This is a genomic window from Mesorhizobium sp. M1A.F.Ca.IN.022.07.1.1 (assembly GCF_003997575.1).
Lineage (GTDB): Bacteria > Pseudomonadota > Alphaproteobacteria > Rhizobiales > Rhizobiaceae > Mesorhizobium.
This window is the reverse complement of record NZ_RZST01000151.1, coordinates 1-12,970: the sequence shown is the minus strand read 5'-3', so window position 1 is coordinate 12,970 and position 12,970 is coordinate 1. Positions and strand designations below refer to the sequence as shown.

At 61.7% G+C, this 12,970-nt stretch carries 14 protein-coding genes and 1 pseudogene; 8 read left to right on the top strand and 7 right to left on the bottom strand.

Annotated features, from left to right (window positions below):
- Positions 1-497: 497 nt before the first annotated feature.
- Positions 498-719 (bottom strand): hypothetical protein, encoded by a 222-nt coding sequence (locus tag EOA75_RS17825; protein ID WP_095801819.1) that lies wholly within the window; start codon positions 717-719, stop codon positions 498-500.
- A gap of 276 nt (positions 720-995) precedes the next feature.
- Here EOA75_RS17825 and EOA75_RS17820 point away from each other — a divergent pair, with 276 nt between their 5' ends.
- From EOA75_RS17820 to EOA75_RS17810, 3 genes are all read left to right on the top strand, one after another.
- Positions 996-1,343: a hypothetical protein gene (locus EOA75_RS17820; protein ID WP_127324769.1), complete on the top strand. Its 348-nt coding sequence runs from the start codon at positions 996-998 to the stop codon at positions 1,341-1,343.
- Positions 1,344-1,578: 235 nt separating this feature from the next.
- A complete protein-coding gene (locus EOA75_RS17815) occupies positions 1,579-1,836 on the top strand; it encodes a hypothetical protein (protein ID WP_127213886.1) in 258 nt (85 codons plus the stop codon).
- 880 nt (positions 1,837-2,716) lie between these two features.
- Positions 2,717-2,944 carry a polymerase gene (locus EOA75_RS17810; protein ID WP_095801592.1) on the top strand — a complete coding sequence of 76 codons (228 nt, stop codon included), beginning with the start codon at positions 2,717-2,719 and terminating at the stop codon, positions 2,942-2,944.
- A 108-nt stretch (positions 2,945-3,052) separates the two neighbouring features.
- Here the strand turns inward: EOA75_RS17810 and msuE are convergent, their stop codons facing one another.
- The 5 genes from msuE to tauA all read right to left on the bottom strand — a co-directional run bounded on the left by msuE (position 3,053) and on the right by tauA (position 7,616).
- Positions 3,053-3,613: an FMN reductase gene (gene msuE / locus EOA75_RS17805; protein ID WP_095801593.1), complete on the bottom strand. Its 561-nt coding sequence runs from the start codon at positions 3,611-3,613 to the stop codon at positions 3,053-3,055.
- A gap of 89 nt (positions 3,614-3,702) precedes the next feature.
- A complete protein-coding gene (ssuD, locus tag EOA75_RS17800; RefSeq protein WP_127239599.1) occupies positions 3,703-4,863 on the bottom strand; it encodes an FMNH2-dependent alkanesulfonate monooxygenase in 1,161 nt (386 codons plus the stop codon).
- Positions 4,864-4,907: 44 nt separating this feature from the next.
- Positions 4,908-5,756 carry an ABC transporter permease subunit gene (locus tag EOA75_RS17795; protein WP_127324768.1) on the bottom strand — a complete coding sequence of 283 codons (849 nt, stop codon included), beginning with the start codon at positions 5,754-5,756 and terminating at the stop codon, positions 4,908-4,910.
- The gene (locus tag EOA75_RS17790) at positions 5,753-6,547 is read right to left on the bottom strand and encodes an ABC transporter ATP-binding protein (RefSeq protein ID WP_127324767.1); all 795 of its coding nucleotides are present in this window, start codon (positions 6,545-6,547) and stop codon (positions 5,753-5,755) included. The genes EOA75_RS17795 and EOA75_RS17790 overlap by 4 nt, the downstream gene beginning before the upstream one ends.
- Before the next feature lie 61 nt (positions 6,548-6,608).
- The gene (gene tauA, locus EOA75_RS17785) at positions 6,609-7,616 is read right to left on the bottom strand and encodes a taurine ABC transporter substrate-binding protein (RefSeq protein ID WP_127324766.1); all 1,008 of its coding nucleotides are present in this window, start codon (positions 7,614-7,616) and stop codon (positions 6,609-6,611) included.
- Between the two features lie 180 nt (positions 7,617-7,796).
- Here tauA and EOA75_RS35075 point away from each other — a divergent pair, with 180 nt between their 5' ends.
- From EOA75_RS35075 to EOA75_RS17755, 5 genes and pseudogenes are all read left to right on the top strand, one after another.
- Positions 7,797-8,072 (top strand): PilZ domain-containing protein, encoded by a 276-nt coding sequence (locus tag EOA75_RS35075; RefSeq protein ID WP_127248618.1) that lies wholly within the window; start codon positions 7,797-7,799, stop codon positions 8,070-8,072.
- 535 nt (positions 8,073-8,607) lie between these two features.
- Entirely contained in the window at positions 8,608-8,919 is a 312-nt protein-coding gene (locus EOA75_RS17775) for a hypothetical protein (RefSeq protein WP_127248617.1), read from the top strand.
- Between the two features lie 189 nt (positions 8,920-9,108).
- Complete coding sequence (locus EOA75_RS17770; protein ID WP_245466660.1) at positions 9,109-10,194, top strand: hypothetical protein; 1,086 nt, start codon at positions 9,109-9,111, stop codon at positions 10,192-10,194.
- A 438-nt stretch (positions 10,195-10,632) separates the two neighbouring features.
- Positions 10,633-10,983, top strand: coding sequence for a transposase (locus EOA75_RS17760; RefSeq protein WP_127324764.1), 351 nt, complete (start codon positions 10,633-10,635; stop codon positions 10,981-10,983).
- Positions 10,977-11,780, top strand: a pseudogene (locus tag EOA75_RS17755) (IS3 family transposase); the annotation flags it as partial. The gene EOA75_RS17760 and the pseudogene EOA75_RS17755, both read left to right, overlap by 7 nt.
- An 812-nt stretch (positions 11,781-12,592) precedes the next feature.
- Here the strand turns inward: EOA75_RS17755 and EOA75_RS17745 are convergent.
- The gene (locus tag EOA75_RS17745; protein WP_095825918.1) at positions 12,593-12,802 is read right to left on the bottom strand and encodes a cold-shock protein; all 210 of its coding nucleotides are present in this window, start codon (positions 12,800-12,802) and stop codon (positions 12,593-12,595) included.
- Positions 12,803-12,970 lie beyond the last annotated feature (168 nt).

The window sequence follows — 12,970 nt, the reverse complement described above, 5'->3', positions numbered from 1 at the left end:
GCCACCGTTTGCTCCGTCCAGGGAAGCCGCAATAGCCTTTTGCCCGCTTCCTATGAACCAGCGCACAAGCTTGAGCTCTGCGAGAATCAGGCTGCAAGCAAGCCGCCGATAGCGCTGCAACGCGGCGCTGCTTTTCTCCTCGATCATGCTGTTGGCCAGTTGTCGCGGCGGCAACGGCCTCGGGGCGAGCCGCGGGCGGCGCGGAACCGGTCGGCGCTGACACTTCGGTCCGGCTCAGGCTCGCCGGCGGAAGCGCCTTGTGGGCTTTGACCAACGCCTCCAGGCGGCAACGGCAAGCGGCACCGGGGCGCGACCGTTGAGCCAGTGCGCCACATCGGCCGGGGCAAGACTGAGTTCCTCAGCCAGGTCGGCTGCATCCCACCACCTTCATGCATTCTCGCAATCGCCCCGCAATCACACGACCCTCATCTGCATCGGCGGCTCGTCGATGCAGCGCGGGATCTGAAATGATTTCGCCTGCTTGGCGAGCTTTCGGTTCAGCCCTTGGCCGGCGTAGCCGCTGCCGATACCTGCTGCGCCGCCAGGAACATCAGTGTTGAGGCGGCGGTGCGGCGTCTCCAGCCGGCGGTTTCGGCCGCGTCGAGCAGTCCAGCAAGCAGCGGCTGCAGCGCTTCTCGGCACTCCGCCTCATATGCGAGGAACTCGCTCGGCACATGTGTCGGCGTCGGGACTGGACCGGTGCCGCTCATCACATCCATGATGGCCTCCCAATCTTTCCTGAGACCCACTCCCGGAGCGGGGCTCGCGATCTTGCGCATCTCGAGCTAATTTTGCCTTCTTCCAATTTCAAGAGGGTGCCGCAAATTTTGGCGCTCTCGATCGTAGAGTGCTAGTGCGCTGAAAACATGCGGTAATTCGATCGCGAGGGCCTTGAATTCGCGATTGAGCTTAACAAAATTAACGGCTGTCGGCGCCGCCGGGACAGTTGAGAAATTGGCACCCGAAACAAGGAGTTTTTGATACGGAGGACAGAAATGGACCGACAGACACTTTCGCCGATCATTCCTTCCCTTGCTCCCGAAATATCAGACCTTTCGCTCGACCGGTTGCTGTCGCCGGCCAGGCATTTTCAGCACCCGCAGGATGTGCTGGAGGACGGCTCACTAGATATATGGGAAAAGCGGGCGATCCTGTCGTCGTGGGCATCCGACGCTTGCGCCGTGGAATCCAAGCCGGCGCTGCGCCAGCCGCCGGGCACCGAGCGGCCGGTCTCCTTCGACGACATCATGGATGCGCTGCGCCGGCTCGACGCGGCTGCCCCGCTGCCTGACGGCTCCGGCGATGAGGACCACCGGCAGCTGGTCGACCGGCTGAGCGCGTGAGGCGATCGCGTGCTGCCGTCAGCGGGAACCCGCTATAGGCAAGAAGGGCTCCGAGTCGGGCGACCGCACCGTATCCGGCTCGGACTGCCCCGCTCGCGTTCGTCCTCATCTTTAAGAGCATTGCAACAATTGTGAGCGACGAGGGCATGGGAGCGGATATAAGGCTTCTGTTGTCGCCCGCAGTATCGACCGGACACGGGCGCTGAAGTCAATTCAACTCCACAGGGAGAGAGCCATGACCAGGCGCTCTGCTAATTTCATTTCCGCTTTTGAATTTGAGATCATCCGAGAAGTCTTCCGGCGTTCGGTCGTAGAGGATTGTCTTCCGAGACAAGACTGGGAAAGCCGTGCAAATGGGCTTGTCCGCAGCTTCATAGGCGTTCAACCTCCGGCCGAGGTCATCGCCGCATTGCTCAATTCCATGGGTCGACAAGATGCCCGCCGACCGGAGCCGGCGGGCTACTCAAGCTGGCTCAATTCCCCGCAGCCCTGAGCTACAAACTGCCCAGCTCCGTCTCGTTGCCCGCTCGTCAGCCGACCTGCCCTCGCCGACGGCGTAGGCGTCTGAGGTCATTTGTTGAGGTTTTTTCGGGCTGGGGCCGGGCGAATAGGTCAGCGTGATCCGCTTGCCGCCGCAGACCGCGCATTTCATTTTCGGCCTCAAGTCCCACGTCATTGCGGGAGCGTCAGGGCCGAAGCGGTCGCGCAGCGCCGGCGGATCGAGCCTCTGATGGCGATGGCAATCGAGGCAGCCACCGGTAACAGCCATGCCCACGTCGATGCGTCCTTGCAGCGTCCGGCCGTCATGTTGGTGGTTCAAGGCAGGTTCGACCTTTCGGCTGAATTTCCATGTATTAGCAGATGCGCATATATTCGCGCGCCGGCCATCTATGTCTCCTGCCGGCCAAGGCCCGGTGGCCGCACCCAAACGCCGCACCCAAAGGCTACCGGGCCGCAACTCGTCTGATCGACGTTGGAAGGTTCCAGCCTTGCACGGCACAGCTACGGCGGCGGAGCCCACGGCGGTTCGAGGGCTGGTGATCCTAAATAGTGCTGGCGAGGAACAACCTGTCTTCTTTCGCCGTGGCGATAGCTCTGGCGATAGCCGCGCGATGCGCCTACGCGCTCACTTGGTCTCCAGGCGCCAATGAGTTGCTGGTGCGCGCCCCGTGGGGCTTAGAGGTTTAGCTCCGCCGTGTAAGACCAACGTCCAACCTTCCAACTCAAAGGTCGCATCGACGAAACATATTGCCAGCTATGCCATTGGAGTCGGGACTGGCGAGTAACATGTCCCTTCATCGTCAGTCAGTTGTTGTGATCAACCACCCGCCGCGACCTGCGAAGCGGCGGGTGTTTCATTGGGAGAAAGCGCTGTGCAACTGGGCGAGATGATTGCCAACCTCTGCGCCGCCATCCTCCTGATGTGCCTTGTCGCCACTGTGTTCCTGCTGGCAGGCAAGCCTCTCTGGCCTGATGAAGGGGCGAAGATGGTAATCCTCCTGCCGCCGGACGCCATGACGACCGCGTCAGTCGCGAGGCCAACGCACGCGCGTCTACCTGATCACGTCGATGCCGGTCTGGTAGAGCCAAGGCCCGATTAGCGCCCCTGGGCGAGCGCAGTCTCGGGAGAAGCCCGCGCCGCCGCGCCCGCTTGCCGCGACCCGGAAGGCGAGACGCTACACTTCCCGCTGAAGCACCGCGGCATGGATCTATTCGGCGGCTATTCTGAGACCGGATTTGGTGGCTAGCAGAACCGCGGTTTCATCAACCGCCTGCGCCGCTCGCTTCAGGATCAGTTCGGACCGAAGCACACCATCGGTGAAGTCTTTGTCGGTCGCGTACACGGCTGTGGGCAGCGCGAAGGCCTCGAAGAAGCCAAATAGCGGCCTGAGTTGATGCTCAACGACAAGGGCATGGCGCTCGCCGCCCCCGGTGGCTGTGAGAAGCACGGGCTTACCTCTCAAGGCCGTTGGATCGAGCAAGTCGAAAAAATGCTTGAACAGCCCGGTATAGCTACCCTTGTATGTCGGAGAGCCGACGACGAGCACGTCCGCGGCGACAACATCTGCAACTACGGTTTGGGCTTGCGCGTCGAGGTCGCGCTGCGATTTGGCGGCCCCCAGCGAGGGACCGACATCCTCGACATCATAGGTTCGATGGGAAAGGTGGTGGCGGCCTGCGATGTTCTGAACGACGAGGTCGACGAAAGCGCGGGTCTTCGAGGGTCGGCTGAAGTTCCCCGAAAAACCGACGATTGATGGATTTGACATAAGCCGAACTCCGATGGTCAAACTCAGATGTAAGCGGGCCTGGCACGGCACCAGCGATGCTGCGCGCACCACTTCTCTCCTCGACCTGCCTAAGACGCCGCTACTCGGACGCCCGCGCCCCGGCCGCGCCCAAACTCCAGATCCCAGCCGCGCTCCTTAAGGGGCAACTCACCCTGCAGTCCGAGCCGTGGAAACAGCAGCTCGGCAACATTGAAAGCTTCCTCCAGATGCGGATAGGCCGAGGCAATAACCGTCTCCACCCCTATCTCTTGATATTCGCGAATGCGGGCAGCAACGCTTTCCGCACTCCCGACAAGCGCGGTGCCGGCACCCCCTCGGACGAGACCCAATCCGGCCCATAGATTGGGAGCTATAACCAGCTTGTCGCGGCGTCCCTGGTGCAGAGCGGAGATGCGCTTTTGCCCGACCGACTCCGAAACCTTGGTGAATTGATGCTGGGCTTCAGCGATCACGTCGTCGGTGACGCGGCTGATCAGTCGATCCGCCGCCGCCCAAGCCTCCTCCTCCGTTTCACGCACGATCAGGTTTATGCGCAATCCGAAGCGGATCTTGCGACCTTGAGCCGCCGCTCGTGCCCTGACCCTGTCGAACTTCTCCTTCACCTGCTCGACGGGTTCACCCCAACTCAGATAGACGTCCGTGTGTTTGGCGGCGACCTCGATGCCCGCCTCCGAAGACCCGCCGAACCAAAGTGGCGGATAGGGTTGCTGGACCGGCGGGAAAGATATGTCGATGCCGTGAGCAGATAGATACTTGCCCTCGAAGTCCGCCGGCTCTCCGGACAGGATACGGCGCCAGATCGTGAGGAATTCATCAGTCTGGGCATAGCGCTCGTCATGACCGAGCTTGTTGCCGTCGCCGGCAAGGTCGGCCGGATCAGCGCCGGTAACGACGTTGAGCAGCACCCGGCCGCCGGAAATGCGGTCCAGCGTGGCCGCATGGCGCGCGAACAGTGCCGGCGTCCCGCTCCCCGGCCGCAGCGCCACCAGGAATTTCAGCCGTTCGGTCAGCGGGATCAGCCCGGCGGCCACGATCCAGGCGTCCTCACACCGTGTTCCGGTTGGCAGGAGCACGCCCTTGAAGCCAAGCCGATCGGCGGCTTGCGCGATCTCCTTGAGATAGCCGAAGGTTGCCGGCCGGTGCCGCTCGTCGGTGCCGAGATAGGGGCCGTCGCCATGGGTCGGCAGGTACCAGTAGATATCGAGCGGGCGGGTGCTGTTGCCGGACATCGGATTGTCTCCTTCAATGATTGCGGAATCTATGGGAGCGAGCCTCACAGCTTGCCCTTCCAGGGGATGAGGCGATGTTCCAGCCAGCGCATGCCGCTGGTGAAGGCGAAGGCGAGCACGGCGATGACGATGAGGCCGACGAACACGACGTCGGTCGCCAGGAAATTGGCCGCCGACATGATCATGTAGCCGAGCCCGGACTGGGCTGCGATCAGCTCGGCCGCGACCAGCGTCGACAGTCCGGCGCCGATGGCGATCTTCAGGCCGGTCAGGATTTCCGGCAGAGCGGACGGCAGGATGATGCTGGTGAAGAGTTGCAGCCGGGTGGCGCCGAGCGACAGCGCGGCGTTGATGCGTTCGACGGGCACCGACCGCACACCCGCCTGTGCCGCGAAGCAGATCGGCGCGAAGGTCGACAGCGAGAGCAGAACGATCTTGGATGTTTCGCCGATACCGAGCCATATGATCAGCAGCGGCAGGTAGGCCAGCGGCGGCAAGCCCCAGTAGAGATCGATCGGCACGCTGAAGATGCCCTTTACCCAACGATTGAGCCCCATGAGCAGGCCAAGCGGAATGCCGACGAAAATGCCGACGCCGAGAGCAGCGGCAATGCGGCCGAGGCTTGCCAGCGTGTGGTCGAGCAGCGTGCCATTGGCATAGCCATCCGCCGCGACGGCGTTGAACTGGGTCAATACGTCGGCCGGCGATGGCAGGAAGAGCGGCGATGCCCAGCCGAGTTGCGCTGCGAGTACCCACAATGCGATCAGCCCCGCCACCGTCACCAGGCTGATGCCGAACGTGCTTGCCGATGCTGAGCTGCGCGGCCGGGGAGACGGCCTCAGTTGAGCCGTGGCGGGAGGGAACGGGGTTCGGGAATTGGCGGCGAGCGTCATTGCAAGGTTCCTCTGCGGGCGCCTTCCGGCTGGTGGATGAGCGAGCGGATTTCCTGCCGCAGCTCGATGAAGCGCGGGCGGGACTGGATCGGCCCGATATCGCCGCTTTCGACGAAATCGCGCACGAAATCGGCATCGAAGCGCGCAACGATGCGGCCCGGCCGGGGTGACATCACGACGATGGTCGTGCCGAGTGTGAGGGCTTCCTCGATCGAATGGGTGATGAACAGGATCTGCTTGCCGGTTTTGGCCCAGACCGAAGCCAGAAGCTGCTGCATCGTCTCGCGGGTCAGGCTGTCGAGGGCACCGAACGGCTCGTCCATCAGAAGGATTTTCGGATCGGTGGCCAGCGCCCTGGCGATGCCGACACGCTGGCGCATGCCGCCCGACAGTTCGTAGGGTGGCTTTTCGGCGAAATCGGCGAGCCCGACCAGTTCAAGAAGGTGCCTCGACCGCACATAGCGTTCGCCGCGCGACACGCCCCGGTACTTCAGGCCGAGCGCGACGTTGTCCAGGACATTGGCCCACGGCAACAGGGTGTCCTTCTGGAACACGACGCCGCGATCGCCGCCCGGCGCCGCGATTTCGCGTCCATCCAGCGTGATCGAGCCTTCGGTGAGCGGCAGGAAGCCGGCGATCGCGTTCAGCAATGTCGACTTGCCGCAGCCGGAAGCGCCGACCGCGACAACGATGGAGGCGGGAGCGATATCAAGCGAGACGTGATCGAGCGCATGCACGTCCTGGCCATCGGAAGCCGGAAAGGTGACGCTGGCATCGCGGATTCGAAGCATGGTGGCCTCCAGGCGATCTGGCTGGCGTTCCGGCCAAATCGCGCGTTTCCTTCAGGGATTGCTAGTTCGAGGCCTTGGCCACTGCCGCATATTGCGGATCGGCGAAGGCGGCATAGCTGTCCTTGACCGACGTGATCTTGTGCTGGTCCTTCAGGAAGCTCGCGGTGTCCTTGAGGATTTTCGCCACCGCGCTCTCCTCACCGCCACCCAGCCATTTGTCGGAGACCTGTTGGTCGAGCGGCGGGACGACCGTCGTCTTCAATTGCTCCGAGTTCTCAGCCGCCGTACCGCCTTGTAATTTCGCGATCAGCTTGGCGCTCTCGGAGTCCGGGCCCCAGGCGGCCGGGTTGCTCAGATAAGCCTGGTTATAGCCGTCGATCAGCCTCACATACTGGCCGAGGAACTCCGGATTGGCCTTGGCGAATGCGCCGGTGACGACCAGCGCGCTGAAGGTGGGCGCGCCGCGATCAGCAACTTGGCCGGCCGTGAGCAGGACCCTGCCGTTCTTCTTGAGTTCGGACAGCGCTGGATCCCAGACGAAGCCGCCGTCGATGTCGCCGCGCTTCCAGGCCGCGACGATCTCGGGCTGCGGAATGGCGATAACCTTCGTTTCCTTCTCGGAGATGCCTTCCTGCTTGAGCACCGCCAGAAGCTGGTAATGGTCGGTCGAGACCGGCGCCGCAGCGAGCTTCTTGCCGCGCAGGTCCGCCGGCGACTTGATTTCTGGGCGCACCACCAGCGCCTCGCCGTCGCGAGAGACGGACGAGATGTAGAACGCCTTCACATCGAGGCCCTTACTGACGGCAGCCGAGAACGGGCTCGATCCGACATCGCCGATCTGGACGTCGCCGGAAGCGATAGCTGCGAAAATGTCGGCGCCTGAATTGAAGCGGCGGAATTCGATGTTCCATCCGGTTTTCTTGGCAAGGTCGCCGTTGGCGATGCCAAGATTATAGGGATTAGCCCCGGTTTGGTAAGCGATGACGACCTTCTTCTCGTCGGCATGAGCCATTCCAGGACTGGCCGCCGCTGCGAGCGCAACCAGGGCGGCGGAAATCAGTTTTCGCATGAGATCGATCCTTTGAGCGGAGGGTTCACCCCTCGATTGCCCGCTCCATCTGAGCGTCGGCTCAAAATCTACTTAGTTTATAGAATTAGACAGGAACGATTTTCCGAATGACAAGGGGAGAGCGGAAAATTGGCTCTCATCTGGGTCGTCAGCCGGTCCGACGCGTGATCGTGCGGAGAAATGGAAAATCGCCGAGAACGGCGACAGCGCGTCCTAAAAGGCGCGGCGATCATCAACGGAATCACGAACTCCGAAATCAGTTGCACGATCCGAAACCAGAACAATGGCGGCGCTGAACTTAAGGTGGCCGTCGAAGCGCGTGTGCCTGAACGTTTCGTCTTATATGTGCCGACCGACGGCGTCGCCTACCAGTCCGTCTTGCGGTGGCGCAGGAACGACCGGGTTGGTGTCCAATTCACCGGGACATTGCCAAAACCCCGTCTTCACTATGGCTGAAGCAAGCATCGTCAGAACTCACAGCTAGCTCAAGCCCGGTGAGCCAAATTGCTGACGGCTTCCTCAGCGGAATTCTACTAAAATCCTAACTGGCGGCATTAACGCCGGGCTGGGAGCTTCGGTCGGATCGAGCGGTGGCAGCGCAGGTCTCGGGGCCACGGTAGGCGACCCGACTGTGATCGACTCCGGCGCTGGCGCGACGGTAGGCAAGACCAAGATTTTGAAGGCCAGGATTGGTGCAAAGGTAGGCGGTCCTAATACCTTGAGGGCCGGAGCTGCCGCAACTGCCGGAGGCTCAGATGGGATCGCGACCGGTCTGGGTGCCACGGTGGGCGGTCCTAATACCTTGAGGGCCGGAGCTGGCGCAACTGTCGGAGGTTCAGATGGGATCACGACCGGTCTGGGTGCCACGGTGGGCGGTCCTAATACCTTGAGGCCCGGAGCTGCCGCAACTGTCGGAGGTTCAGATGGGATCACGACCGGACTGGGTGCCACGGTGGACGGTCCTAAAACCCTGAGGGCCGGAGCTGATGCAATGCTGGGTGGTACAAAGGGCGTAACACAAGGGCTCGCGGCGACGACCGGTGACGCGAACGTGTTTGGCTCTGCAGCCGATGTCGGAATAAGCGGTGTCACAGCAGGTGCCGGGACCGCAAGGCGTCTGAGCAGCCTGTCCAATCCCACCAATCCCCCTGATCCGAGCAACGCGAGAATGGTCAGTGTCGTCGGCGACATGTCCGGCGCACAACTGGTCCGGATGAAAAAACGCTGCGTGGACGTGCTCAGCAGTCAGGATACTTATGACCGCGACTTACGACAGCTCTGTCAGCTGATCGCGCATCGCTAAGGCATACGCCGAAACGGAAGTGAACTAGCCGCTAGGCGGTATAACACTCTCCCGCCCGGCAGGTCAGAAGGCCCGTTGCCAAGCGACGGGCCTTTTGCTTGTTCCCACAGGCTTCGGACCCCTCCTGGGCCAATAAGCATTCGTTTAACGCTTGTTCTTAAGCGGCGATGCACGAGCCTCCTGAACCCCATGCTCGAAACCGGCACAGATGAGGACGCCGCCGCCTATGCAGGCGCGCTGGAAAAGATCGCTGGATCCGACACGGCGACGATCACTGCTGCCGCTACCCAGTCGGCGACCGACAACGGCCTCGGCAATGGTACTATCACCGTCCACGCGCCGCCGACCTCGGGGCCGAACACGGCCAAGAAGGCGGTGGAGGTCATCCTCAACCAGAACCTTGATCGCATCTTCACTTCGATCTTCTCCGAGAGCAAAGTGCCGGAGCGCGCCAGAGCGGTAGCGCTCATCACCGACGCCTCCAAGGCCTGTGTGCTGGCGCTCAATCCGTCGGCCTACCAGGCGGCGCTCTTCTCGGGCAACACCAGCGTCAAGCTGACTGGGTGCTCGGTCATGTCGAATTCGGCTCAGTCCGATGCCGTCAAGGTGCAGGGTTCGGCGGCGCTTCAGGCCGACTGCCTGATCGCGGTCGGCGGCGTTTCGCTCAGCAACCCGGTGACCACCGTCTGCAAGTCTCCGATCACCCAGGCCCTGCCGGCGTCGGACCCCTTCTCCAGCCTGCCGGCACCGGCGGCTGGCAACCCGTGCAAGACCGTCAACGGCAGCAAGTCGTCGCAAACACTCCAGCCCGGAACTTACTGCAGCGGCATGGACCTCAAGGGCAATGTCACGCTGCAGCCCGGCACCTATGTCGTCCAGGGTAGCCTGAAAGTGAACGCCGGCGCGGTCGTATCCGGAACCGGTGTGACAATGTTCATGTCCGGCAGCAACACCGTCAGCATGAACGGCAACGCCACGGTGACGCTGAGCGCGCCGACCTCGGGCACCTATTCGGGCGTGCTGTTCTATGGCGACAGGACTGGCACCAGCACATCAAGCACCTTCAACGGCACCGCGAGCTCGCTTCTGACCGGTGCCATCTATTTCCCCAAGCAGCAGGTCAACTACCTGGGCAACTTCTCGGGGAGCGGCGGCTGCACCCAGGTCGTTGCCGACAAGATCCAGTGGTCCGGCAGCACGACCATCAAACAGAACTGCTCGAGCCTGGGGATGAAGGACATCCCGTCGGCCCAGTCGGTTGCAATCGTCGAGTAAGGCTGTGGTGGCGGCAGGTTCCAGCCGAGGCCATAGCCCTGGCTATGTAAGTTGCCTGCCATTCAGCGGCCAGAACGGAAAGAGTACGAGAGCGTGGTGACGCTCCATAAGCCGTCGACGAGAAGGCGCCTCTGGCGACCAGCCGAGTTGAGGGCTCTCGACGTTGATCTGAAACCTTATCGACGGTCCCGCGTTGGCTCCTCACGATTTCGGGACCAGGAAATAAAATGCAAGGTTTGAAGCGGTCGTGCTGGACGGGAGCCGACATAGACGAGTTTGCGGCAAAGCACGGCCTGACAACCAGGCAGGCCGAAATTGTGATCCAGAGCAACGGTCCGTCCAAGCGCAAATGCGACCTGGCAGTGGAGTGCGCCCCTGAGGGTGGACAGATCGGCTTGAGGGATTGACCAGTCTTGTCGGGTTTTCGAAGAGAGAACCATGGCAAGGTATCGCACACACAGCATCGAGTTTAAGCGTCAGGTCGCGCAGGAATATCTGTCGGGCGAGACGCTGCATGGATTGGCAAAGCGCCACGATATCCAGCGCCAATTGATCCGCGTTTGGGTCCGCAAGTATGAGGAAGGCGCTCTTGATGAGGATGCGCAGGCGGCCGATCTCATCCAGGAATATGAGGCTCGCATCGCTGCGCTTGAACGGCTCGTCGGCAAACAGGCTCTGGAGCTGGAGTTCCTAAAGGGGGCTCTGAAAAGCGCACCGCTGCCGAGAAGCGGGACTACGTCCGTTGTCATCGGCCCCGTGGCGTCTCCGTCGCGCAGGGATGCCGGCTGATGGGCATTGCGCGTTCGACCTATTATGATCGCCCGGAGCGGCCGACCGACGACACGGCAATTGTCGAAGCCATGTTCGAAGTCTGCGATGTATTCGAAAGCTATGGCTACCGTCGCGTTGGCGCCGCCTTGCGGCAGCATGGCCTTGTCGTCAATCACAAGAAGATCCGGCGCTTGATGCGCGAGCACCATCTGCAGCCGAAAATCCGGTGTCGGTTCATCGCCACGACTGACAGCGGTCACGGCTGGCCGATCTATCCTAACCTGGCCCGAGACTTTCTGCCGATCGGTCCGAACCAGCTTTGGGTCGGCGACATCACCTATGTGGCGCTGCCGACGCGCTTCATCTACGTCGCCATCATCCTCGATGCCTGGTCACGCCTCGTCGTCGGCTACGCCATCGGCCGGTCCATCGACGCACGCCTGACCACCGCGGCCTTGCAGGCCGCTATTGCCCGCAGACAGCCGCCGCCTGGCTGCATTCACCACTCGGACCGCGGATCGCAATATGCGGCGGAGGCCTATCGACAAGTCCTGGCAGACGCCGATCTGCTCGGATCAATGGGGCGCAAGGGGAACCCCTATGACAACGCCAAGGCCGAAAGCTTCATGAAGACGCTCAAGGTCGAGGCCGTTTACCCGATGGCGTTCGAAACCTTCGAGGACGTCACCGAGCATCTTTCTCACTTCATTGACGAGGTCTACAACACGCAAAGGCTACATTCGGCGCTGGGATATCTCAGCCCGCAGCAGTTCGAGGATCAACATATCCGGCAGACCGGTCAAAACGCCGCCTGATAGATGTCCACCCTCAGGGGCGCACTCCACAGCCGAGGCGTTTATGGCCGCGCTCAGACAGTGCAGTTGTTCGCGCGAAAAAGGCGCGAGAAGATCCCCTCTAAGGTCGGGAAGCAATGATAGCCGTAGGGTTTGAACTATGTCCGGTGAAGCCGCGACCTCTCACAAGGTCGCGAGCGAGGACAGACCGGAGGCCGCAGCTACCAAGATGACTGGCCGGGCCGTTGGAGACCGGCGCCCGAAAGTCCATGGGTTGGGTGACTGACGAGGCCACGTAGCTCGCCTTCAAGTGGAGCTGGGGCGACCCGGCCTGGGCGGGGAAGTCAGCGGGACTTGGGCGTATCAGGCCGGGCCTCTTACCCCGTTCAGCGAGAGGGCAGGTGCGCACTTTGCGCCGCCTTTGTAGCGAAAATTTCTAAGACTTTGCCCCGGCAAACGGCTCGTCCCAGGGTGCCCGGATCGTTTCGCTGATACAGCTTAGCCGTGCTTACGCCCGTTCGTTCGCTTCTTCGCCGTCGGCGTGGATATATTTGTTGCCTCACTGGCAAGCCTCGCCAGCCTTAACCGCTCGGTCTTCTGTTCTCGGGCGGCGGCTTCACCGTTGACAATTTGGCGGGCTGCCCTGGTTGTGGCGTCCTGCTTCGTTTCGATCGCGGTCGGTTTGGGTTTGAATATTCCTTGCGGTATTTCAGGGTGTCGCACGATGCGGTCTCCAACCAGGAAAAGAAAAAAGGTCGGGCTTGCCCGACCTCTCTCATCTGCGCTCTGTGGCCAATGCCAGTACATCCGTGGTCAACGGCCCGCGCAACAATTTATGCGGCTTGCAGGTTCTCGGCCGCGAGTTTGCCGTTGCGGTTGTCCTTCACGAGATCGAAGCTGAGTTTCTGGCCCTCGACAAGTGAGCGCATACCCGCCCGCTCGACAGCGGAGATGTGGACGAAGACGTCCGGCTGGCCGCCACCCTGCTCGATGAAGCCGAAGCCTTTGGTCGCGTTGAAGAACTTAACGGTTCCCGTATTCATGGCGATTTCCTTTCAATCATCCATAGAAAATTGCCTGCCGTGCAAGACACACGGCAAACAGTTCAGATCGATTTTGAGAGGAGAAGATCGCCGAAGACGCGTATCGCGTCAGAAACAAAGTTCGACAGACAAGATCGATATTTGCAACATAGGCCCACTCTGTCTTCT